The 21,192-nt window shown below is 68.8% G+C and carries 20 protein-coding genes; 5 read left to right on the forward strand and 15 right to left on the reverse strand.

Annotated elements, in window-relative coordinates:
• Positions 1-89: 89 nt before the first annotated feature.
• The gene (locus BST28156_RS00840) at positions 90-359 is read left to right on the forward strand and encodes a hypothetical protein (protein ID WP_174901180.1); all 270 of its coding nucleotides are present in this window, start codon (positions 90-92) and stop codon (positions 357-359) included.
• A gap of 40 nt (positions 360-399) precedes the next feature.
• On the opposite strand, the gene BST28156_RS00845 is transcribed toward BST28156_RS00840, so the two are convergent.
• From BST28156_RS00845 to BST28156_RS00870, 6 genes are all read right to left on the reverse strand, one after another.
• Positions 400-1,410, reverse strand: a complete 1,011-nt coding sequence (locus BST28156_RS00845) for a succinylglutamate desuccinylase/aspartoacylase domain-containing protein (RefSeq protein WP_174901181.1) — start codon at positions 1,408-1,410, stop codon at positions 400-402.
• Positions 1,411-1,441: 31 nt separating this feature from the next.
• Positions 1,442-2,629: a pyridoxal phosphate-dependent aminotransferase gene (locus tag BST28156_RS00850; protein WP_174901182.1), complete on the reverse strand. Its 1,188-nt coding sequence runs from the start codon at positions 2,627-2,629 to the stop codon at positions 1,442-1,444.
• 53 nt (positions 2,630-2,682) lie between these two features.
• Positions 2,683-3,378 (reverse strand): ABC transporter permease, encoded by a 696-nt coding sequence (locus tag BST28156_RS00855; protein WP_174901183.1) that lies wholly within the window; start codon positions 3,376-3,378, stop codon positions 2,683-2,685.
• 43 nt (positions 3,379-3,421) lie between these two features.
• The gene (locus BST28156_RS00860) at positions 3,422-4,138 is read right to left on the reverse strand and encodes an ABC transporter permease (RefSeq protein WP_060238859.1); all 717 of its coding nucleotides are present in this window, start codon (positions 4,136-4,138) and stop codon (positions 3,422-3,424) included.
• A 58-nt stretch (positions 4,139-4,196) separates the two neighbouring features.
• A complete protein-coding gene (locus BST28156_RS00865; protein WP_174901184.1) occupies positions 4,197-4,994 on the reverse strand; it encodes a transporter substrate-binding domain-containing protein in 798 nt (265 codons plus the stop codon).
• Between the two features lie 106 nt (positions 4,995-5,100).
• Complete coding sequence (locus BST28156_RS00870) at positions 5,101-5,907, reverse strand: ABC transporter ATP-binding protein (protein WP_174901185.1); 807 nt, start codon at positions 5,905-5,907, stop codon at positions 5,101-5,103.
• Between the two features lie 238 nt (positions 5,908-6,145).
• Between BST28156_RS00870 and BST28156_RS00875 the strand changes: the two genes are divergently transcribed.
• Positions 6,146-6,802: a TetR family transcriptional regulator C-terminal domain-containing protein gene (locus BST28156_RS00875; protein ID WP_230960394.1), complete on the forward strand. Its 657-nt coding sequence runs from the start codon at positions 6,146-6,148 to the stop codon at positions 6,800-6,802.
• 83 nt (positions 6,803-6,885) lie between these two features.
• Here the strand turns inward: BST28156_RS00875 and BST28156_RS00880 are convergent, their stop codons facing one another.
• The 7 genes from BST28156_RS00880 to BST28156_RS00910 form a co-directional block, all read right to left on the reverse strand.
• Complete coding sequence (locus BST28156_RS00880; protein ID WP_174901186.1) at positions 6,886-8,487, reverse strand: 5-guanidino-2-oxopentanoate decarboxylase; 1,602 nt, start codon at positions 8,485-8,487, stop codon at positions 6,886-6,888.
• A gap of 49 nt (positions 8,488-8,536) precedes the next feature.
• Positions 8,537-9,175 carry a MarC family protein gene (locus BST28156_RS00885; RefSeq protein ID WP_174901187.1) on the reverse strand — a complete coding sequence of 213 codons (639 nt, stop codon included), beginning with the start codon at positions 9,173-9,175 and terminating at the stop codon, positions 8,537-8,539.
• 21 nt (positions 9,176-9,196) lie between these two features.
• A complete protein-coding gene (locus tag BST28156_RS00890) occupies positions 9,197-9,925 on the reverse strand; it encodes an NAD(P)H-dependent oxidoreductase (RefSeq protein ID WP_060238876.1) in 729 nt (242 codons plus the stop codon).
• Between the two features lie 24 nt (positions 9,926-9,949).
• Positions 9,950-10,744: an ABC transporter permease gene (locus tag BST28156_RS00895; RefSeq protein WP_060238879.1), complete on the reverse strand. Its 795-nt coding sequence runs from the start codon at positions 10,742-10,744 to the stop codon at positions 9,950-9,952.
• A gap of 20 nt (positions 10,745-10,764) precedes the next feature.
• On the reverse strand, positions 10,765-11,640 hold the full coding sequence (locus tag BST28156_RS00900) for an ABC transporter permease (RefSeq protein ID WP_174901188.1): 876 nt from the start codon (positions 11,638-11,640) through the stop codon (positions 10,765-10,767).
• Between the two features lie 24 nt (positions 11,641-11,664).
• Positions 11,665-12,774 carry an ABC transporter substrate-binding protein gene (locus tag BST28156_RS00905; RefSeq protein ID WP_174901189.1) on the reverse strand — a complete coding sequence of 370 codons (1,110 nt, stop codon included), beginning with the start codon at positions 12,772-12,774 and terminating at the stop codon, positions 11,665-11,667.
• 112 nt (positions 12,775-12,886) lie between these two features.
• On the reverse strand, positions 12,887-14,056 hold the full coding sequence (locus tag BST28156_RS00910; protein WP_174901190.1) for an ABC transporter ATP-binding protein: 1,170 nt from the start codon (positions 14,054-14,056) through the stop codon (positions 12,887-12,889).
• A 145-nt stretch (positions 14,057-14,201) separates the two neighbouring features.
• On the opposite strand from BST28156_RS00910, the gene BST28156_RS00915 reads away from it, so the two are divergent.
• The 3 genes from BST28156_RS00915 to BST28156_RS00925 are packed head-to-tail and all read left to right on the forward strand — an operon-like array spanning position 14,202 to position 18,341.
• Positions 14,202-14,990, forward strand: coding sequence for an enoyl-CoA hydratase/isomerase family protein (locus BST28156_RS00915; protein WP_059514212.1), 789 nt, complete (start codon positions 14,202-14,204; stop codon positions 14,988-14,990).
• 3 nt (positions 14,991-14,993) lie between these two features.
• Positions 14,994-16,151, forward strand: coding sequence for an acyl-CoA dehydrogenase family protein (locus BST28156_RS00920; protein ID WP_060238901.1), 1,158 nt, complete (start codon positions 14,994-14,996; stop codon positions 16,149-16,151).
• A gap of 51 nt (positions 16,152-16,202) precedes the next feature.
• The gene (locus BST28156_RS00925; protein ID WP_174901191.1) at positions 16,203-18,341 is read left to right on the forward strand and encodes an acetate--CoA ligase family protein; all 2,139 of its coding nucleotides are present in this window, start codon (positions 16,203-16,205) and stop codon (positions 18,339-18,341) included.
• A 53-nt stretch (positions 18,342-18,394) separates the two neighbouring features.
• Here BST28156_RS00925 and BST28156_RS00930 read toward each other — a convergent pair whose 3' ends face one another.
• Together BST28156_RS00930 and BST28156_RS00935 are read right to left on the reverse strand one after the other, a co-directional pair.
• Positions 18,395-19,786 (reverse strand): FAD-binding oxidoreductase, encoded by a 1,392-nt coding sequence (locus tag BST28156_RS00930; protein WP_174901192.1) that lies wholly within the window; start codon positions 19,784-19,786, stop codon positions 18,395-18,397.
• 43 nt (positions 19,787-19,829) lie between these two features.
• On the reverse strand, positions 19,830-20,960 hold the full coding sequence (locus tag BST28156_RS00935; RefSeq protein ID WP_174901193.1) for a porin: 1,131 nt from the start codon (positions 20,958-20,960) through the stop codon (positions 19,830-19,832).
• Between the last annotated feature and the right edge of the window lie 232 nt (positions 20,961-21,192).

The following is a 21,192-nucleotide window of genomic DNA, read 5'->3' on the forward strand; positions in this document are numbered from 1 at the left end:
GCTCCCCGCGGCAATCCGGTTTCGATCGCCCGTTGATCCATTGAAAGAATGTGAGCGGCGAATTATCAGGGATGGTGTATGACGGTCCGATGACTACAAATCAATCGATCATCGATGAAATGGAAATGATTATTTGCCGAAGAAAAATCCTAAAGTTTCTCCGGAAACTGCCGTTAACCTCACACCATCTTCACCGGCGTGGCATCTGGGCAGGCGCGCATCGCGCCGCGCGCGGATATTCATTCTTTTATTTTTTAATCCGCGACGTAAATCAGGTCGAATACCGAAAACGTTTGCGCATTATCGTCGATTCACGTTTGTTTCGCGCGCTTTTAAAAGGTGCGTGGTTCGGCGCATGAATGTTTTCCCGGCCTTCATGCGCCGGACATCCGCGTCCGGTCACGGATCGAGCGCACCGCCCGACCATCCCGCCGACGGACGCGAGCCGGTCAGCTTCAGCGCGACGTCGCCCTGCGCGACCAGCCGTTCGCGATTGCGCGTGACGATGCGCCCGGCCTGCGGCGCGACCAGCACATGCTCGCTGCCCGGCACGCCCGGATGCGCGACGATGCGTGCGATCCGTTCGCCGGCTTCGACCGTCGCGCCGAGTTCGCGCTCGTAGACCAGCACGCCCGACACCGGCGCGATCACCGTCTCCATGTGCGCGATCGGCACGGCCTCGCCATGCCAGTCGGGCGTGCCCGGCGGCTCGGCGATCACGCCGCGGCCGCGCAGGAACGCGAGCACGCCGTCGGCGTCGCGCTCGGCCAGCGCATCGGACACGTCGGACTGCCCGCGCAGCTCGACGGTCGCGACGAGCTTGTCGCGCAGCGCGCCGTCGCGCAGCCAGTGCGCGACGACGGCGCCCTCGAACGCGCCGTCGTCATCCTCGTCCCACAGAATCGCGACATCGGCGCCGAGCGCGGCGGCGAGATCGCGGCCGGCCGGCCACAGGTCGCGATGCAGGTACAGGTACGGCAGCGCTTCGGAATCGGTATGCAGGTCGAGCACGATGTCGGCATCGCAGGCCGCGCCGAGCAGCGTGCGCTGCCATGCGGCGAAGGTCGTCGCGGGCCGGCGCGTCGCTGCCGATTCATGGAAATGCCGGTTGAAGTTGCGATGCGTCGTTTCGTGGAACCGGCCGAGCAGCCGCCCCTGCCGGAATTGCGCGAGTCCGAGCGGATTGGCCTGCGGCACGATCGTCACCGTGCCGCGCAGCACGCCGCGGTCGTGCGCCGCGCACAGTTGCGGCAGCAGCCGATGCAGCACCAGCATCCCGGCGATCTCGTCCGCATGCACGCCGGCCTGCAGATGCACGCGCGGGCCGTCGCCGCCCGACAGCCGCCACGCACGGATCGCGAGCGGCTGCCCGTGGTCGCCGGGCACCTGCCATGTCAGCGTTTCGATCATCGTGTTGCCTCCTTCACAGTCGCCGGACGCGTCACGACGCCGAACCGGCGCCAAGGCTGGCGACGTATGCCGCGATCCGCTCGCACGCATCGGCCAGCTGCGCGTCGTCGACGACGAAGCCGAAGCGCACGAAGCCCGATGCGGTATCGCCGAACGCGCTCGCGTCGAGCAGCGCGACCTGCTTCGCGCGGAACAGCCCCCACGTGAACGCATGCGCGTCGAGCCCCGTGCCGCGCACGTCGACCATCATGAACATCCCTGCTTCCGGCAGCAGGCAGCGCAGCCCCGGCACGTCGCGCAGGCGGCCGTAGGCGAGGTCGCGGCGGCGCCGGTAGAGTTCGCGCATGTCCGCGATGATCGCCGCACGGTTGTCGAGCGCGGTGACCGCCGCCTGCTGGATGAAACCCGGCAGCCCGTACAGCATGCACAGCGCGAGCCGCTCCGCATGCTCGATCAGTTCGACCGGGCCGACGGCCCAGCCGACCCGCCAGCCCGGCATCGCATGCGACTTCGACAGGCTGCCGATCGTCACGGTGCGCGCGGCCATGCCCGGCAGCGACGCGATGCTCACCATGTCGCGCTCGAACGTCAACGCCGCATACACCTCGTCGGACACGACCCACAGGTCGCGCTCGCACGCGAGCCGCGCGATCCGCTCGAGATCGGCGCGCGGCATCACAACGCCGGTCGGATTGCACGGCGTCGCGAAGAAGATCGCCTTGGTGCGCGGCGTCACGGCCGCTTCGAGCGCGTCGCAGTCGAGATGGAAGCCGCGCGACGCATCGACCGGCACCGGCACGAGCGTCGCGCCCGACGCGCGAATGCTCGCCTCGTAGGTCAGATACATCGGCTCCGGCACGATCACTTCGTCGCCCGCTTCGCACAGGCACAGCGCCATCGCGAACAGCGCGTTCTGCGCGCCGGCCGTCACGATCACGTGTTCGGGCCCGACCGGCTGGCCGCTGCCGGCCGCATGCTCGCGCGCGATCGCCGCCCTCAGTTCGGCGCGGCCGCGCACTTCGCTGTAATGCGTGTCGCCGCCGCGCAGCGCGGCGACCGCGCGTTCGACGATCACGTCCGGCGTCGAAAAATCCGGATCGCCGACGCTCAGGATGATCGCCGGCTCGCCGGCCGCGACCGCCTGCTGTGCTGCGTAGTGGATGTCCCATGCGGTCGTACGCTTGCCCTGCAAGCGCTCGACCAGCTTCGAATAATTCATGCGTCCTCCATCGCGCGGCGCCCGGCGGCCCGCCGCATCGTCAGTGGTTGTCGTCAGCGCGGCATGCGCACCGGCACGCGCCGCTCGAGCCGGCCGAACACGCGCTCGATCAGGAACGCGAGCACGACGTAGATCACGGCGATCGCGAGCAGCGGCTCGTAGGTGCGCAGCGTCTGCGCGCGGATATAGTTCGCGGCGCCGAGCACGTCCATCACCGCGACCGTCGACGCGAGCGCGGTCGACTTCAGCAGCATCACGGTCTCGCCCGCAAGCGTCGGCAGCAGGATCTGGATCGCGCGCGGCAGCCATACGCGCCGCGCGATCATCGACGGCCGCATCCCCATCGCGCGCGCGGCCTCGATCTCGCCCTTCGGCACGCCTCGCAGCCCCGCGCGCAGCACCTCGCCGACATACGCGCCGACGCTGACCACGAGCGCGAACGCGACATACCAGAAGCCGTCACGCAGGAACGGCCACAGCACGCTGTCGCGCAGCGCGGGCCAGCCCGCGAACAGCGAGCCGATGCCGTAGTAGATCAGGTAGATCTGCACGAGCAGCGGCGTGCCGCGAATCACCTCGGTGAACGCCTTGCTGCCGCGCGCGACGAACGGATTCGGCGACAACCGCGCGAACGCGACGGCGATCGCGAGCGCGAAGCCGAACACGGCCGAGATGACGAGCAGCTTGACGGTGGTCAGCACGCCGAGCAGCAGCAGCGACCCGTATGACGACAATACGCTCAGATCCATGAGGTCGACCCGATTCGATGACGAGGAAGAGAGGCGATGCCGGTCACGACGCGGGCATCCAGCGTCCGAAGCGCCGTTCGATCTCGCGGAACAGCAGCCCGGACAGCGACGTGATCGCGAAATAGACGACCGCGACCATCAGGTAGTAGCGCATGTATTCGCGCGTCGAGCCGGCCGCCTGCTTCGCGGTGTACAGCAGCTCGTTGTAGCCGACCACGCTGATCAGCGCGCTGTCCTTCACGAGGATCAGCCACAGGTTCGCGAAGCCCGCGAGCGCGTACGGCGCCATCGCCGGCAGCGTGACGCGCCGGAACACGAGGCCGGGCGACGCGCCGAACGCGCGGCCGGCCTCGATCTGCCCGAACGGGATCGCGAGGATCGCACCGCGGATGATCTCCGCCGCGTACGCGCCCTGCACGATGCCGAGCACGATCACCGCGGCCGCGAAGCCGTTGACCGCGACCGGCCCGACGCCGATCGCCGTCATCACGAGATTGATCGCGTCGGTGCCCGCGTAGTAGAGCAGCAGGATCAGCAGCAGCTCGGGCACCGCGCGGCACAGCGTCGTGTAGCCCTGCGCGATGCGTTCGAGCACGCGCACGCCTGACAGCTTGGCCGCCGCGCCCAGCAGGCCGAGCGCGATGCCGACGACGAACGCGCCGAGCGAAATCTCGAGCGTCACGCCCGCGCCCTGCAGCAGCGCGACGCCCCAGCCGTCCGGGTCCATGCCCAGGTAGCTCACCCATCCCCAACCGTCCATGCTGCCTCCTCGTGCGTGCGTCGCGCCGGTGTGCGCCGGTGTGCCGTGGTCCGCGCGATCAGTGCGGCCAGAGGTCGATCGGGAAATACTTCTTCGCGATCTGCGCGTACTTGCCCGACGCGTGCAACTGTTCGAGCGCCTGGTCCATCTGCTGCTTCAGCGGCGCATCGGCCTTGCGCATCCCCGCGCCGACGCCGTAGCCGAAGATCGCCGGATCCATCTTCACGCTGCCCGGGCCCTTCAGCTCGAACGCCGAACCGTCCTTTGTCTTCAGGAAGTCGAGGATGCCGAGCTGGTCGAGGTACATCGTGTCGATCCGGCCCGCGACCAGATCGGCGTTGCAGTCGTCCTGCGTGTTGTACAGGCGGACCGTCGCGGTCTTGCCGTACGCCATCTTGATGAACTCGGCGTTCGCGGTCGAGCCCTGCACGCCGATCACCTTGCCCTTCAGGCCGTCCGGCGTCAGCGTCAGCTTCGTGTTCTTCGCGCCGACGAAGGTGCCCGGCGTCTCGTAGTACGGCCGCGAGAACGCGATCACCTTCTGCCGTTCCGGCGTGATCGACATCGAGTTGAAGATCACGTCGATCTTGTCGCTGAGCAGCGCCGGGATGATCCCGTCCCACGACACTTCCTTGATTTCGCACTTCGCCTTCATCTGCTCGCACAGCGCGCGGATCAGGTCGGCCTCGAAGCCGCTCCACTGCCCGGTCGGGCTCTTCATCAGGAACGGCGGGTACGGCTCGGCGGCCACGCCGAAGCGCAGCACGCCGGACGACGCATGCGCGGCGCCGAGCGGCGCAAGCGCCGCGACAACGAGACTGAACAGGCAAAGCAGAGTGCGTAAGACGCGCTTCATGTTCCAACTCCTTGCAGGAAAGATGGGGGACGGGGCGACCGGCATCGGGCGACCGGCATCGGCGCGGCCGGCTCGGTTGCGAGCCGTAATGGCGCGGCCCGGTGGTTCAGTGACGCTGCCGGTGCGCGTTGACGAACTGGCGGCAGCGCTCGCCCTGCGGCGCATCGAAGATCTCGGCCGGCGTGCCGCTCTCCTCGACGCGGCCCTGGTGCAGGAACAGCACCCGGCTCGACACGTCGCGCGCGAACGCCATCTCGTGCGTGACGAGTATCATCGTGCGGCCTTCGCAGGCCAGATCGCGGATCACCTTCAGCACTTCGCCGACGCGCTCGGGATCGAGCGCCGACGTCGGTTCGTCGAACAGCATGACCTTCGGCCGCATCGCGAGCGCACGCGCGATCGCGACGCGCTGCTGCTGGCCGCCGGACAGGAAGGCGGGATAGACGTTGCGCTTGTCGGCGAGGCCGACGCGCTCGAGCAGCTGCTCGGCGCGCGCGATCGCTTCGGCGCGCGATTCGCGCAACACGTGAACGGGCATCTCGATCACGTTTTCGAGCACCGTGCGATGCGCCCACAGATTGAAACTCTGGAACACCATGCCGAGCCGCGTGCGGATCCGCTCGACCTGGCGCGGATCGGTCGGCACCGTGCGCCCCTTGCGATCGACCTTCAGGCCGATCTCCTCGCCGTCGACGACGATGCGCCCCTGCGTCGGCGTCTCGAGCAGGTTGATGCAGCGGAGCAGCGTGCTCTTGCCCGAGCCGCTCGCCCCGATCAGCGAGATCACTTCGCCTTCGCGCGCGCTCAGCGACACGCCCTTCAACACCTCCAGCTCGCCGAACCGCTTGTGCAGATCGACCACCTGCACGCGCTCCTCGGTCGCCGCCTTCACGCTCTCCACCCGCGCCAACATGCTGTCTCCCGTGTCGAATTCTCACGCCCGTCCCGTGCGGGATCGCGGCGTCTTGTTGAATGGCCGACCAACCTCATGCGGAATCGAGTATAGGCTCTGTTGAACATCGGTTCAACAGTTTTCAATATTCCGGAAGCAAGGGTTTTCGCGGGTTCCGGAACGCTTTCGAGATCGTAATTGAACAAGCGTCCGACACTCCCCTATAATCGGCTCCATGACGATTCCGTAAGGTCACCACGTGAAAAAGACTCCTGACACGGCACCGGTTCAGACGCGCAGCCGCGGCATCCGAGAAACGCCCGCGGTGCGTCAGCAATCGATCATCGACGCGACGATGCGCTGCATCGCGCGCTACAGCTATTCGGAAACCACGATCGACCGCATCTGCTCGGAGGCGAAGGTCTCGCGCGGCCTGATCAACCATCACTTCCAGTCGAAAGACGAGCTGATGGCGCAGACCTACAAGCGGCTCGCGGCCGACCTGCTCGACGTGTCGCGCGCGGCGGCCGCGAACGCGACCGGCCCCGAGGAAAAGCTCGACGCGATCATCAAGGTGTGTTTCGCCGCGCCCGTGTTCGCGCCGAAGAACGTGAAGGTGTGGCTCGGCTTCTGGAGCGTCGCGCACAGCGACCCGGTGATCCGCAAGGCGCACAAGGAGCTGTACAGCGGCTACCGGCAGGCGTTGAAGAAGCTGTTCGACCAGATCGCCGAAGTGCGCGGCGGCACCGTCGACAGCGAGCTGGCCGCGCTGACGCTGACCGCCGTGATCGACGGCTTCTGGCTGGAGCTGGCGCGCGACCCGACGTCGTTTACGGCAGAAGACGCGCTGACCAGCTGCCTGCGCGTCGTCGATACGTTCCTGCCGCCGCCGAAAACGGCCCGCAAGCGCGCGTAACGGCGCGGACCGCCGCCCGTCCCGCAACGCAAACGAACGGCCTCGCCCGCGCCCGCCGGCGCCGCGCGAGGCCGTTCGTGCGTTCAGGCCGCGCGGATCTCGATCAGATACGGCGTGTCGTGCGCGGCCGCCTCGCTCAGCGCACCGGCCAGCGGCGTGCCCTCGTCGATGCGTTGCGCGCCCCACCCGTACGCGCGCGCGATCGCGACGAAATCCGGCGTATGCAGGTCCACGCCGACCGGCTCGACGCCGCCGTCGACCATCGCCCGCTTGATCTCCCCGTATCCGCCGTTGTTCAGCAGCACGACGATCAGGCGTGCACCGTGCTGCACCGCGGTGCCGAGTTCCGCGAGCGTGTACTGGAAACCGCCGTCGCCGGCAATGCACACGACCGGCCGCGACGGATCGCCGAGACTGGCGCCGACGGCCGCCGGCAACCCGTAGCCGAGCGAGCCGAACCCGACCGACGCGTTGAACCAGCTGCGCGGCCGCGATGCCGCGAAGCCGACGTTGCCCGCATAGACGATGCGCGTCGAGTCGCCGACGATCGCCGCATCGGGCAGCGCGTCGCGCACGCTGTCGAGCAGCGCGAGGTCGCGCCGCATCTCGTCGTTCAGTTCCTGCTGCGCGGCCACGCGGCACGTCGCGGCGCGTTCGATGCCGTCGCCTTCGGTGCGTGCCGCCGCCTCGGCCGGCCAGACGCGCCGCAGCGCACGCAGCGTCTCGCCAACGTCGCCGAGCAGCGGCAGCGCCGGAACCGCGTTGCGGCACAGCTGCTGCGGATCGATGTCGATCCGCACGAGCGGCACGGGCATCGCAAAGCTGCGCGTCGCATAGAGGTCGTAGTCGGTCGGCCCCAGCTCGGTGCCGAGCGCGACGATCAGGTCGCTGTCGCGCATCAGCGCGCGCACCGCGTCGCTCGACGCCGACCATGCGATGCCGAGCGGATGCGCGGGCGGCAGCACGCCGCGCCCGTTGATCGTCATCACGACCGGTGCGTCGAGCGTTTCGGCGAGCCAGCGCACGTCGTCGGCCGCGTCGAGCGCGCCGCCGCCCGCGAGGATCAGCGGCGCGCGTGCGGCCGCCGCGCGGGCCCGCAGCGCGTCGATGCCGGCGGCCGATGCGGGACCGGCCGCGATGCGCGGCGGTGCGGTCGGCACCGGCGGCAGCGTATCGGCCGGCGCGGCCAGCACGTCGAGCGGGATCGCGATGTGCACCGGGCGCGGCCGGCCGCCGGACAACACCGCGAACGCGCGCGCGATTGCCTGCGGCAGCGCGTCGGCGCACGGCACCGTGTAGCTGAACGCGGCGACGTTCGCCGCGAATGCGTGCTGGTCGGGCAGTTCGTGAAGATGGCCGTTGCCGGAACCGATGTCGCCCGACGCGTTGATACTCGAGATCACCAGCATCGGAATCGAATCCGCGTACGCCTGCGCCATCGACGTCGCGATGTTCGTCATGCCGGGCCCGGTGATCACGAAGCACACGCCGGGCTTGCCGGTCGCGCGCGCATAGCCGTCCGCCATGAAGCCGAGCCCCTGCTCGTGGCGCGCGCTCACGTGGCGCAGCGCGCTGCCGGCCAGGCCGCGGTACAGCTCGATCGTATGCACGCCGGGAATGCCGAACACCGTGTCGACGCCGTACGCGGCGAGCAGTTCGACGAGGTACATGCCTGCTGTTTTCATAAGGATTCCATCGTTCGTCAAAGGTTGCGGACGCGCGCGGCGGCCGCCGTCAATGCGCGAGCCCCGGCAGCAGTTCGCGCACGCCCTGCGCGAGCATCTGGAACGCGATCGCGGTCAGCACGATGCCCGACAGCCGCTCGACGAGCGTGCGGCCGATCTCGCCGAACCGCCGGCACCACGACGCCGAACACGCATAGGTGAGGCCGATCACGGCCGCATGCAGCACGCAGGCCGCGCTCAGCGCGAGCAGGTCGGCCGGCGTATGAAAGCGCGTTGCGGTCGTGATCACCAGCGACATCACCGCGCTGCCGATCGACAGCGGAAAGATCAGCGGCACCGCGATGTAGTTGCGCCACTGCGCGTATTCGAGCCGCGTGTCGCCGCCGCTGCGCTCGTCGTTCGCCGTGCCGCGCATCATCGGGATCGACCACAGGCACAGCACGAGGCCGCCCGTCAGCGTCAGTGCGCCGAGCGTCAGGCCGAGCATGCGCAGCAGGAACTGGCCGCTCCACACCGCGCCGACCATCAGCGCCGCGATCCACGCGAACAGCCGGATCGCGATCTGCCGCTGCGTCGCGTCCGGGAAATGCCCGGTCACCGCCGCATACATCGGGATCGCGACCGGCGGGCAGAACAGCGTCAGCAGGCCGGTCAGGAACAGCAGCACGTCGTTCGACGTCAGCGTCATCGCTCGGGCTCGCGTCGTCGGTCAATCCTGCGCGGCTTCGTGCACCGCCCGCTCGCGCGGCCGCATCTCGCCGTCGAAATCGTCGAGCGTCGGGAACGCCATCGGCGCGAGCCGGTCGAGCTGCGTCAGGTATGCGCCGTACCGATCGAGCACGGCCGCGCGTTCGGCGTCGCCGATATACGGCACGTGATAGCCGACGAACGACGGCAGCACGTCGAAACCCGCATAGCCGAGCGTGCCGCGCAGCACGTGGCGCAGCATCAGATCCATCTCGCCGTGCACGCCGTCGGCGCCGAACATGTAGTCGCGCCCGCCGCACGTATACGCGAGCAGCGCGCGCTTGCCGCGCATCCCGCCGCGATCGTAGAAACGCACGCCGCCGTAGACCTTGCCCGACACGAGCACGCGGTCGAGCCAGCCCTTCATGATCGCGGGCATCGAACACCAGAACAGCGGGAAGCTCAGGATCAGCAGGTCGCATTCGAGCAGCTTGTCGAGCTCGGCGGCGATGTCCGGCGCGATCGTGTGCGCGGCCACGTTCTCGCGCTGTTCCAGCGCATAGACGAGGTAGTCGGGATTTTTCCGCACGCCGAAATCGGCTGCGCTCGCGACCGGATTCCACTGCATCGCATACAGGTCGGACACCGTCACGGTATGCCCCTGCGCTTCGAGCGTGCGAACCGCGCGATGCAGCATCGACGTCGTGAACGACTGCGGTTCCGGATGGGCGTGAACGATCAGGACTTTCATGGTGTGACTTTTCTCCGGTTGAAATCAGACGGACCCGGCCGCGCGCCTGCGCAGCAGCGACAGGCCGATCGCGATGCAGGTCGCGGCAAGCAGCAGCGTGGACACCGACGCGATCGCCGGATCGACGTTCTCGCGCATCCCGTCCCACATGCGGCGCGGCAGCGTGTAGACGTTGCGGCTCGAAATGAACAGCGTGACGACGAGCTCGTCCCACGACAGGATGAACGCGAATACCGCGGCCGACAGCACGCCGGGCCGGATCGACGGCAGGATCACGTAGCGCAGCGTCTGCGCGAGGTTCGCGCCGAGGCTGCGCGACGCCTGCTCGATCCGCAGGCCGACCGTCGCGAGCGACGCCGACACCGCGACGACCACATACGGCACCGACAGCACGACATGCGAAAGAATCGCGGCCGGATAGCTGTCGAGCATCCCGAGCTCGCCCCACAGCCGGTAGAACGCGAGCGCCGACACGATCGGCGGCACGATCAGCGGAAACAGGATCACGCCGCGCACGAGCTCGCCGCGCCGCGATGCGACCTTCCACAGGCCGATCGCGCACAGCGTGCCGAGCGTCACCGAGATCGCGGCAGACACCAGCGCGATCAGCCCGCTCTGCAGGAAGCTCGACACCCAGCCGTCGTCGTCGAGCAGCACGCGGTAGTGCTGCAGCGACAGCGTGCCGTCCGGCATCGACAGGTAGTCGTTCGGCGTCAGCGAGACCGGCACCGACACCAGCAGCGGCAGCATCAGGAACAGGATCGCGGCCCATGCGACGCCGATTACCAGCGCGCGCCCTGCGGTCACTCGGGTTTTCATCGGATGGTTCTCCGGTCAGGTCAGCGCGCGCCGAACAGTTCGCGCAGGTCGACGAAGCGCGCGAGCAGCGCGAGCGCGGCCAGGATCGACGCAAGCAGCAGCGACGCAAGCGCGGCGCCGCTGCCCCAGTTCACCAGTTGCAGGATCTGCGTGCTGATGTACTCGGCGATCATCACCGTGCGGCCGCCGCCGAGGATCACCGGCGTCACGTAGAAGCCGAGCGAGAAGATGAACACGAGGATCGCCGCGCCGACGATGCCCGGCCGCGTCTGCGGGAAATACACCTTGCGGAACGTGACGGACGCGCGCGCGCCGAGCCCCTGCGACGCGCGTGCGAGCTGCGGGTCGATGCCCTTCATGTTCGCGTACAGCGGCAGTACCGCATACGGAATCATGAAATGGATCATGCCGATCACGACGCCGACCTCGTTGCGCATCAGCGGCAGCGGCGCGTCGATCAGGCCGATGCGCATCAGCAGCGTATTGACGAGCCCCTGCTCGCCGAGCAGGAACAGCCACGAGAACGCGCGCACCAGCACCGACGCCCAGAACGGCACCAGCAGCCCGAACATCAGCGCCATCCGCTGGCGCGGGCCGACATGCGCCATCGCATACGCAATCGCGTAGCCAAGCGCCACCGAGCAGACGGTCGTGACCGCGCATACGCGCAGCGTGGTCCACAGCACGCGGTGCACGCCGTGGTTCGCGACCAGCCGCGCATAGTTCTGCAGCCCCGGCTCGGGCACGGTGAAGCCGAGCCACAGCACGCGCACGAGCGGATAGACGTACAGCACGATCAGCACCGCGAGCAGCGGCACGACGAGCAGCCAGTAGCGGTCGGCTTTCGCCCGACCGGCCGGCGCGGCGCCCGCGACGGGAGTAGACAGCGTATTCATGGCGTCACGCTCCGTGGCCGCGGCTCAGGACGACATCAGGTCGGTGTATTGCGCGAGCGTCGCTTCGTAATGCTGCGCCCACCACTCGGGATTCACCTTGCACTGCTTCGCCCAGTTCTCCGGTGTGCCGGGATTGTCGGCGCGCAGCGCCTGCGGCACGGCGGCCGTCGCGGCCGGCGTCACCGGCCCGTTGCCGAGCAGCGACAGCAGGCGCACCTGCGGCTCGACGCCCTGCACGAACTTGATGAACTGCCACACCGCATCGCCGGACGGATTGTTCTTCGGCACGCCCCACACGTCGCACGACGCGAGCCCCTGCTCCCACGTATAGCGGAACCGTCCGCCGGTTTCGCGCTGGATCACGTTCGCGCGCGTGTGCCAGATGCAGGCCATGCTGACTTCGCCGTTGCGCAGCAGTTGCAGGCTGTCCGCGCCCGAATCCCACAGCAGCACGTTCGACTTCAGTTCCTTCAGCTTCTTCAGCGCGCGCGGCACGTCGATCGGATAGACCTTGTCCTTGTCGACGCCGTCGGCCATCAGCGCGGCCTCCAGCGCGCCGCCCATCCATTTCCACAGCCCGCGCTTGCCCGGAAACTTGCCGACGTTCCAGAAATCGGCCCAGTTCTTCGGCGGGTTCGCGCCGAACTTGCGCGCGTCGTATGCCAGCACGTAGCTCAGCAGATACGACGGCGCGCCGAAATCCGACGCGAGTCCCGGCAGCGCGTTGCGGCCCACGATCGAATAGTCGATCGGCCGCAGGAAGCCTTGCTTGCCGAGCTTGATTGCCGCAAAGCCGTCGAGGTCCATCACGTCCCAGATCACGTTCCGGTTCTCGACCATCGCCTTGATCTTGCCGTCCTCCGGCGACGAGTCGTAACCCATCCGGATGCCGCTCGCCTTGGTGAACGGATCCATATATGCGGTGCGAAACGCCGAGCGCGCCTCGCCGCCCCATGCGCTCAGCACGATTTCCTTCAGGTTCGCGGCCTGCGCGTGCTTCGCGCCGAGCGACAGCAGCGTCGGCGCGATGCCGGCGGCCGCGCACAGCCGCAGGAAGTCGCGGCGGCGCTGCGAGGTCGCGGGTTGCAATTCGCGTGCTTGGTCGAGCAGGTCCTGCAGATGGCGGTTCGTCATGGTGTCTCCTCCTGGCTGGGCAGCGCCCGCCCGCGTCTCGTCGGTTCCGGGCGCCGTGAATCGACCGGCGACGGCGGCACATGCCGTCGCGCGGCATACGTCGCGCGCCGCGTCAGTCGGACGCGATCCGGCAGGTCGCGTCGCGCTCCCACTGCACGAACACGTCCATCCCCGTGCGCGGCGATGCGAGCCCGCGCCATGCCGGCACGTCGGCCGTCACGCGACCGAGCGCAGCCGTCTCGATCTCGAAGCGGTACGACGAGCCGAAGTAACTCCAGTGGCGGATGCGGCCGGCCACTTCGTTGTGCGCGCCGCCGCACGATGCGGCCGCGACGCCGATCTTCTCCGGCCGCAGCGCGAACAGCAGCGCGTCGTCCGGCCGCGCGCCGCACGCACGCGCGACGAAGCGCGCATCGCCGACGCGATAGTGCGTCGTCTCGGCATCGCCGCCGAGCGCCACGCCTTCGATGAAGTTGCTCTTGCCGAGGAAGTCGGCGACGAAGCGGTTTGCCGGCTGTTCGTACAGCCCGTCCGGCGTGCCGATCTGTTCGAGCCGGCCGTCGCGCATGATCGCGATCCGGTCCGACATCGACAGCGCCTCCTCCTGGTCGTGCGTGACGAACAGGAAGGTCGCGCCGAGCCGCTCATGCAGCGCCTTCAGTTCGACCTGCACTTCGCCGCGCAGCTTGCGGTCGAGCGCGCCGAGCGGTTCGTCGAGCAGCACCAGGTCGGGATCGAACACCAGCGCGCGCGCGATCGCGACGCGCTGCTGCTGGCCGCCCGACAACTGGCGCGGCAGGCGGTCCGCGAGATGGCCGAGCCGGACGAGTTCGAGCGCGGCCTTCACGCGCTTCACCGCGTCGGGCCCTTTCTGCCTGCGCACCATCAGCGGATACGCGACGTTCTGCTCGACCGTCATGTGCGGAAACAGCGCATAGCCCTGGAACACCATCCCGAAATTGCGCTTCTCGGGCGGCAGCGCGACGATGCTGCGGCCGCCGACGCGCAGGTCGCCGGTGGTCGGCTGCTCGAAACCGGCGACGATCGTCAGCAGCGTCGTCTTGCCGGAACCGGACGGCCCGAGGATCGTCAGGAACTCGCCGCACGGAATGTCGATCGTGGTCTCCCGCAGCGCGTGCACGTTGCCGTAGCGCTTCGACACGCGATCGATCTGCAGGCCCGCGCCGCCCGCCGTGCGCCCCGCCGCTGCCGCGTCCGCCGCGGGCCGCGCGACCGGCTTTGCCTGCCCTACACCTGCCGACGTCTCCATCACCGCGCTCATCGTCCGTCTCCCGGTCATCTCAGAATTGGGTTGAACGTTCATTTAACAGAACTTATACTATGCCGAAATGCGGTCCGCAAGTAGCGGCGACCCTTGCCGGCTCTGACACACCCCGATACAAAACACCCAGGAGACAGTGATCAGCATGAGCGTTGAGGACATCCAAATCGAACGGCACGACGGCGTCGTGACCCTTCGCCTGAACCGGCCCGCGAAGCGCAATTCGCTCGCGCGACCGCATCTCGACTTCCTGCGCGAGACGCTCGACGCGCTCGCCGGCGATCCGGCCGTGCGCTGCGTCGTGCTGACCGGCACCGGCAGCGCGTTCTGTGCGGGCGCGGACGTCGACGAATGGGCCGAGGCCGAGCGCAACGGCGAACTCGACACCTACGGCTGGACCGAGCGCGCGCACCGCTTCGTGCAGGCGCTCGCCGCGTTCCCGCGCCCGACGATCGCCGCGCTGAACGGCTCGACGGTCGGCGCGGGCACCGACATCGGCTTCGCATGCGACTTCCGCATCGCGAGCACGGCCGCGACGCTGCGCTGCGGCTACACGGGCATGGGCTACAGCCCCGACATGGGCGGCAGCTGGTTCCTGCCGCGTCTCGCACGACCCGACGTCGTGCGCCGCTTCATCTTCCTGAACGAGCGCTGGAACGCGCAGGACGCGCTCGCGGCCGGCCTCGTGACCGAAGTCGTCGATGCGGACGACTTCGCGCAACACGTCGCCGCATTCGCCGCTCGCCTCGCGCAAGGCCCGAGCGTCGCATTCGAGCACACCAAGGCGCTGCTCGCGCAGTCGCTCACGCACACCCTCGCCGAGCAGCTGCGCGGCGAACTGGCGGCCGGCGTCGCGTGCGGTCACAGCGAGGACGGCCAGGAAGCGCTTCGTGCGTCGGTCGAGGGCCGCGCACCTCTTTTTGTCGGGAGATGATTCATGGATTTTTCGCTGACCCACGAGCAGGAAATGCTGGTTTCGTCGCTGCGCCAGTTCGTCGAAAAGGAACTGCAGCCCCATGAATTCGCCGTCGACCGCGCGGACGACGTGCCGCCCGACCTCGCCGACTCGATCCGGCGCAAGTCGATCGAACTCGGCTTCTACGCGTTCAACATGCCCGAAAGCGCCGGCGGCCCGGGCCTCGACTACGTGACGCAGGCGCTCGTCGAACGCGAGCTCGGCCGCACCAGCTGGGCGCTGCACGTGTTCGTCGCGCGGCCGAGCAAGATCCTGATGGCCTGCAAGGGCGACCAGATCGAGCGCTACCTGAAGCCGACCGTGCGCGGCGAACGCGTCGACTGCTTCGCGCTGACCGAGCCGGGCGCCGGCTCCGACGCGATGGGCATCCGCACGCGCGCGGTGCGCGACGGCGACGACTACGTGATCAACGGCAGCAAGCACTTCATCAGCCACGCGGACACGGCCGACTTCGTGATCCTGTTCGCCGTCACCGGCGAGGAGGAAGTGCGCGGCCAGAAGCGCAAGCGCGTGACCTGCTTCCTGATCGACAAGGACACGCCGGGCATGACGGTCCGGCGCGGCCCGCACTGCACGAGCCTGCGCGGCTATCACCAGTCGGAGATCTTCCTGACCGACTGCCGCGTGAGCGCCGCGCAGATTCTCGGCGAAGAGCATCGCGGCTTCGAGCTCGCGAACGACTGGCTGACCGCCGGCCGCGTGATGGTCGCCGCGAACAACATCGGCCGCGCGCAGCGCGCGTTCGAGATGGCCGCCGAATGGGCCGCGACGCGTCACCAGTTCGGCAAGCGCATCGGCGAATTCCAGGGCACGTCGTTCAAGCTCGCGGACATGCAGACGGAGATCCGCGCGGCCGAGCTCGTCACGCTCTACACCGCGCAGAAGCTCGACCAGGGCACGATGACCGACGGCGACGCCGCGCTCGCGAAGCTGCTCGCGACCGAGACGCTCGGCCGCGTGACCGATCACGCGGTGCAGATCTACGGCGGCATGGGGCTGATGGACGAGCTGCCGATCGAGCGTTTCTGGCGCGATGCGCGCATCGAGCGCATCTGGGAAGGCACGTCCGAGATCCAGCGGCACATCCTGTCCAAGGAAATCCTCCGACGCTACAGCTGACATGAGCCCCCGCGCCGGCGCGAAGCCGGCGCGCGTTCAGAAAGGACCATCATGACCTCCACTCCCGAAGTCAGGGATCGCCGCGCCGCCGCCGCGGCCCGTCTGCACCGGCTGCTCGAGCCGGCCAGCATCGCGTTCGTCGGCGGACGCGGGATCGCGGGCGCCGTGCGGCGCTGCCGCGACTACGGCTTTGCCGGCGACATCTGGCTCGTCAACCCGAACCATGCCGATCTCGACGGCGTGCGCTGCCACGCGAGCATCGACGAGTTGCCCGCCCCGCCCGACGCGGTGTTCGTCGCCGTGCCCGCGCGGCAGGCGATCGACGTCGTGCGCGCGCTCGCCGCGCGCGGCGCCGGCGGCGCGATCGTGTACGCGTCGGGTTTCTCCGAAACGGGCGCCGACGGCGCCCGGCTGCAACAGACGCTGGTCGAAGCGGCCGGCGACATGGCCGTGCTCGGCCCGAACTGCTACGGGCTGATCAACGGCCTGAACGGCAGCGCGCTGTGGCCGGTCGCGCATTGCGCGCCGCGCGTCGAATCGGGCGTCGCAGTGATCACGCAAAGCGGCAATCTCGCGTACAACCTGTCGATGAGCGCACGCTCGGTGCCGTTCGCGTATCTCGCGAGCGTCGGCAATCAGGCGTCGGTCGATATCGCACGCCTCGTCGATGCGTTCGTCGACGACCCGCGCATCCGCGCGATCGGCGTGCATCTCGAAGGGCTGAAGGACGTGCGCGCATTCAGCGAGGCCGCCGCTCGCGCGCTCGCGCGCGGCGTGCCGATCGTCGCGCTGAAGAGCGGCACGTCGACGCTCGGCGCGCAGCTCGCGATGAGCCACACCAGTTCGCTCGCCGGTTCCGATGCGCTGTACGACGCGCTGTTCCGGCGGCTCGGCGTGATCCGCGCGAAGGATCCGGTCGGCCTCGTCGAAACGCTGAAGCTGCTCGCGATCGCGGGCGTGCCCGAGCGCCGCACGCTGGCCGCGCTCGCGACGTCCGGCGGCGATGCGGGGCTCGTCGCCGATCTCGGCGAGGCGCGCGGCATTGCGTTTCCGCCGGTCGGCGATGCGGGCCGCGACGCACTCGGCCAGGTGCTGCCCGCGTACGCGACGATCGCGAACCCGCTCGATTTCACGACGACGCCGTGGGGCGATCCCGACAAGATGCGCGCGTGCTGCGACGCGCTGCTTGCCGATCGCCCGGGCGCCGCCGCAATGATCCTCGACTACCCGCAGGAAGCGACCGGCGAGCGGCCGCTGTGCGACATCGCGGCCAACGCATTTGCGGCGTCCGCGCGCCAGCACGGCGTGGTCGGCGCGGTGATCTCGGTGTTTCCGGACCTGACGCCGCCCGATCACGCGGCGCGCATGGCCGCGGCCGGCATCGCGCCGCTGCAGGGGCTCGCCGACGGCATCGACGCGCTCGGCGCGGCGATGACCTACGGCGACACGCGCCGGCGCGTGCTCGACGCCGATGCGCTCGGCGCGCTGCCCGTGCTGCGCGCCGGCAACAGCAATGGCGACGACGGCAGCCCGGCGATCCTTCACGACGAATGGGCGAGCAAGCGGATGCTGGCCGCGCACGGGCTCGCGGTGCCGCCGGCCGAATGCGTCGCGCCCGCCGAGGCGCCGGCCGCCGCGCAGCGGCTCGGCTTTCCGGTTTGCGTGAAGGTCGTCAGCGACCGGCTGCCGCACAAGACCGAGGCCGGTGCGGTCGCGTTGAAGCTCGCGTCGCCCGAAGCCGTCGCCGAGGCCGTCGCACGGATGACCGCGCAGGTCGCGCGCTACGCGCCCGACGTGCGTGTCGAACGGATCCTCGTCGAGAAGATGGCCGACGCGCCGCTGCTCGAACTGATCGTCGGCGTGAAGCGCGAACCGAATTTCGGTCTCGCGCTCGTGCTCGGCACCGGCGGCGTGCTGGTCGAGCTGATCCGCGACACCGCGACGCTGCTGCTGCCGGTGCGCGAAAGCGACGTGCGCGACGCGCTGCTCGGGCTCAAGCTCGGCCCGCTGCTGACCGGCTATCGCGGCCGGCCGCCGGCCGACCTCGATGCGGTGGTCGCGAACGTGATGGCAATCGCGCGCTTCGCGCAGGCGCATGCGGACACGCTCGTCGAGCTCGACGTCAATCCGCTGCTGGTAATGGAACGCGGCGCGCTGGCCGTCGACGCGCTGGTGCGGCTCGACGCGTAGCGCGCCCGATGGCGCACGCCGGCCCGCTTGTGCAGCGGCCGGCGTGCGCGGACTCAGATCATCTTGCCGGGATTGAGCAGGCCGAGCGGATCGAACGCATGCTTGAGCCGGCGCATCGCGGCGATCTCGGCATCGCTGCGCGAGCAGCCTAGCCAGTCGCGCTTGTAGCGCCCGATCCCGTGTTCGGCCGATACGGAACCGCCCGCGTCGCGCACGAGCGGATACAGCACCGCGTCGATGTCGTGCGCGCTTTCGCCGGCCGCATACGGCGCCGACACGCACACGTGCAGGTTGCTGTCGCCGAGATGACCGAAGAAGAACACGTGCGCGCCGGGCCAGCGCGTCTTCAGCGCGTGGTCGCACGCGTCGATGAATTCGGCCGTCCGGCGCGACGGAATGCCGACGTCGAAATTCACGAGACCGGGCAGGTCGTCGATCGCGAGCCCTTCGCGCAGCGTCCAGAACGCCTGCGCATCCGCCGCGTTCTGCGCGAGCGCCGCGTCGTCGATCAGCCCGCGTTCGAGCCAGTCGGCCAGCACGGCCTCGAACCGCGCGGCCGTCTGCGCGGCGTCGCCGCTCGCGCATTCGACCAGCACCTTGACGCCGCCGTCGGCCGGCAGCGGCGCGCGCAGGCCCGGCGTGTGTTCGGCGACGTAGCCGTAGAACGCCGGCCACATCGCCTCGAAGCTCAGCAGGTCGGCGCAGGCCGCGCGCGCGTCGCGCAGCAGCGCGAGCGCCGCGGCCGTGTCGCGCACCGCGCACAGCGCGGTCGACGGCGCGGCGAGCCGCGGATGCAGCCGCAGCACGACGCGCGTGACGACGCCGAGCGTGCCTTCGCTGCCGACGAAAATCTGCCGCAGGTCGTATCCCGCGTTGTTCTTCAGCATCTTGTTCAGCGAACTCAGCACGGTGCCGTCGGCCAGCACGACCTCGAGGCCGAGCACCTGCTCGCGCGTCGTCCCGTAGCGGATCACGCGATTGCCGCCCGCATTGGTCGCGACATTGCCGCCGATCTGGCACGAGCCGCGCGCGCCGAGATCGATGCCGAGCGCGAATCCCGCGTCGTCCGCCGCCTGCTGCAGGTCCTGCAGCGTCGTGCCGGCCCAGGCGGTGAGCGTGGCCGCGTCCGCGTCGATCTCGACGATGCCCTTCAGCCGGTCGAGCGACAGCACGAGGTCGTGCGCGCCCGGCGCGGCGCCGGCGGCGAGCCCGGTCATGCCGCCCTGCGGCACGACCGTTTGCCGGTGTGCGGTGCAGATCGCCAGCGCGCGGCTCATGTCGTCGACGCTGCGCGGGCGCAGCAGCGCGCGCGGCCGCACGCCCGGCGCTTCTCCGTAGTTGGTGAAATGGCGTTCGCCGATCGCGTCGCCGGTGCTCACGCAGTCGTCGCCGAGCGCGTCGCGCAGCGCGGCGACGACGTCGCCGTTCGAGGAAGGATCGGACATGGTCGACAGGGCCGGTCGCAGCCGGCCCGTTCAGGGAAAAGGATCAGAAATTATGCCGCATGCCGATGCGCGCCGCGGCCTGCGTGCGGCTCGTCGACGGCGTGAAGCTGTAGCCGATCACCGCATCGACGCCCTGCGACGCCCGCATCCAGTCGACCGCCGCATACACGTCGGTGCGCTTCGACAATGCGTAGTGCGCGCCGAGCGCGACCTCGTGCCAGTGATGGCCTTCGAACGTCGTGTACTGATAGCCCGCGACGAGCGACAGCGGCACGGTCGCCTGGTACAGGCCGCCGGCCTCGTACACGCGCATCGTCGACGACTGCCCGTAGCCCTTGAACGTCGTGTTGCTGAAATCGGCGTTCAGCGTCAGCTTGCCGAACACGTACGACGCGCCGATCCCGAAGATCGACTGCGAGTCGATCGAGAACGGCGTCGAGTCGTGCAGGTCGGTAACGGCGCCCGTCGCCGGATCGACGCTCGCGACCGTCTGCCCGAGCATCGTCCTCACGCCCATCTGCGCATACGGATCGAGCGCCGCGAGCCCGCGCGGCGAATTGAGCCGCGTGTAGTTGCCGCCGGCCGAGAAGTCGCCCTGCGTGTAGCTCGCGCCGACGCTCCACGCGCTGCCGTCGTGGAAGCTGCCCGCATCGTTGCTGAACGCGTACATGCCGCCGACGACCAGCCCGTGGAAGCTGTTGCTGACGAACTTCACCGCGTTCTGCAGCCGGTCGCCGCTCTGGCGGTCGAAATCGCCGAGGTGAACGCCGTAGCCGCTGCCGAACGCGCTGACGTTGTAGTTCGCGGTGAAGTCGAACGCGAAGTCGTACTGGTTGCCGAAGGTCAGCGTGCCCCAGTCGTTGCCGAGACCGACGTAGGCCTGGCGGCCGAACATCGCGCCGCCCTGGTTCAGCTTGCCGGTGCCGAGCCGGAAGCCGTTCTCGAGCTTGAACACCGCCTTGTTGCCGCCGCCGAGATCCTCGGTGCCCATCAGGCCGACGCGGTTGCCGTACGACACGCCGTCGTCGAACAGGTACGCATGCGCGCCGCCCGTATTGTTCACGTAGGTAATGCCGCCGTCGATGATCCCGTACAGCGACACGCTGCTCTGTGCATGCGCGTGACCCTGAACCATCACCGACATCATGCCGGCCAGCAGGAAGCGTTTGTTCATTTACGGTGTCTCCAGTCTCCGCGGAGCGGATCGATTGTGATTGTTCGAGGAAGGCCGCCCGCCGGCTTCGCTTCGGCATCGCGGCGCTGGCGAGTATAGGTTTCGTTGAATGAATGTTCAATCCATTGATGCCGCAATCGGCACCGGTGTTTACACCCATCGGCGATTTCTTTATTGAAAAAACGTTCAACCCGTCATACCATCGGCGGGCAGTCCGCGTGGACGATTGCGC

This window comes from Burkholderia pseudomultivorans (genome assembly GCF_902499075.1).
GTDB classification, from domain to species: Bacteria; Pseudomonadota; Gammaproteobacteria; order Burkholderiales; family Burkholderiaceae; genus Burkholderia; species Burkholderia pseudomultivorans.

Excerpts from the sequence above, each read along its gene's own strand:
- BST28156_RS00915 (WP_059514212.1), top strand. The coding sequence starts at position 14,202 with ATGAGCGTTGAGGACATCCAAATCGAACGGCACGACGGCGTCGTGACC.
- BST28156_RS00890 (WP_060238876.1), bottom strand. The coding sequence starts at position 9,925 with ATGAAAGTCCTGATCGTTCACGCCCATCCGGAACCGCAGTCGTTCACG.
- BST28156_RS00850 (WP_174901182.1), bottom strand. The coding sequence starts at position 2,629 with ATGAATTATTCGAAGCTGGTCGAGCGCTTGCAGGGCAAGCGTACGACC.
- BST28156_RS00845 (WP_174901181.1), bottom strand. The coding sequence starts at position 1,410 with ATGATCGAAACGCTGACATGGCAGGTGCCCGGCGACCACGGGCAGCCG.
- BST28156_RS00935 (WP_174901193.1), bottom strand. The coding sequence starts at position 20,960 with ATGAACAAACGCTTCCTGCTGGCCGGCATGATGTCGGTGATGGTTCAG.
- BST28156_RS00880 (WP_174901186.1), bottom strand. The coding sequence starts at position 8,487 with ATGAAAACAGCAGGCATGTACCTCGTCGAACTGCTCGCCGCGTACGGC.
- BST28156_RS00855 (WP_174901183.1), bottom strand. The coding sequence starts at position 3,378 with ATGGATCTGAGCGTATTGTCGTCATACGGGTCGCTGCTGCTGCTCGGC.
- BST28156_RS00905 (WP_174901189.1), bottom strand. The coding sequence starts at position 12,774 with ATGACGAACCGCCATCTGCAGGACCTGCTCGACCAAGCACGCGAATTG.
- BST28156_RS00840 (WP_174901180.1), top strand. The coding sequence starts at position 90 with ATGACTACAAATCAATCGATCATCGATGAAATGGAAATGATTATTTGC.
- BST28156_RS00910 (WP_174901190.1), bottom strand. The coding sequence starts at position 14,056 with ATGAGCGCGGTGATGGAGACGTCGGCAGGTGTAGGGCAGGCAAAGCCG.
- BST28156_RS00860 (WP_060238859.1), bottom strand. The coding sequence starts at position 4,138 with ATGGACGGTTGGGGATGGGTGAGCTACCTGGGCATGGACCCGGACGGC.
- BST28156_RS00925 (WP_174901191.1), top strand. The coding sequence starts at position 16,203 with ATGACCTCCACTCCCGAAGTCAGGGATCGCCGCGCCGCCGCCGCGGCC.
- BST28156_RS00865 (WP_174901184.1), bottom strand. The coding sequence starts at position 4,994 with ATGAAGCGCGTCTTACGCACTCTGCTTTGCCTGTTCAGTCTCGTTGTC.
- BST28156_RS00870 (WP_174901185.1), bottom strand. The coding sequence starts at position 5,907 with ATGTTGGCGCGGGTGGAGAGCGTGAAGGCGGCGACCGAGGAGCGCGTG.
- BST28156_RS00885 (WP_174901187.1), bottom strand. The coding sequence starts at position 9,175 with ATGACGCTGACGTCGAACGACGTGCTGCTGTTCCTGACCGGCCTGCTG.
- BST28156_RS00895 (WP_060238879.1), bottom strand. The coding sequence starts at position 10,744 with ATGAAAACCCGAGTGACCGCAGGGCGCGCGCTGGTAATCGGCGTCGCA.
- BST28156_RS00920 (WP_060238901.1), top strand. The coding sequence starts at position 14,994 with ATGGATTTTTCGCTGACCCACGAGCAGGAAATGCTGGTTTCGTCGCTG.
- BST28156_RS00900 (WP_174901188.1), bottom strand. The coding sequence starts at position 11,640 with ATGAATACGCTGTCTACTCCCGTCGCGGGCGCCGCGCCGGCCGGTCGG.
- BST28156_RS00930 (WP_174901192.1), bottom strand. The coding sequence starts at position 19,786 with ATGTCCGATCCTTCCTCGAACGGCGACGTCGTCGCCGCGCTGCGCGAC.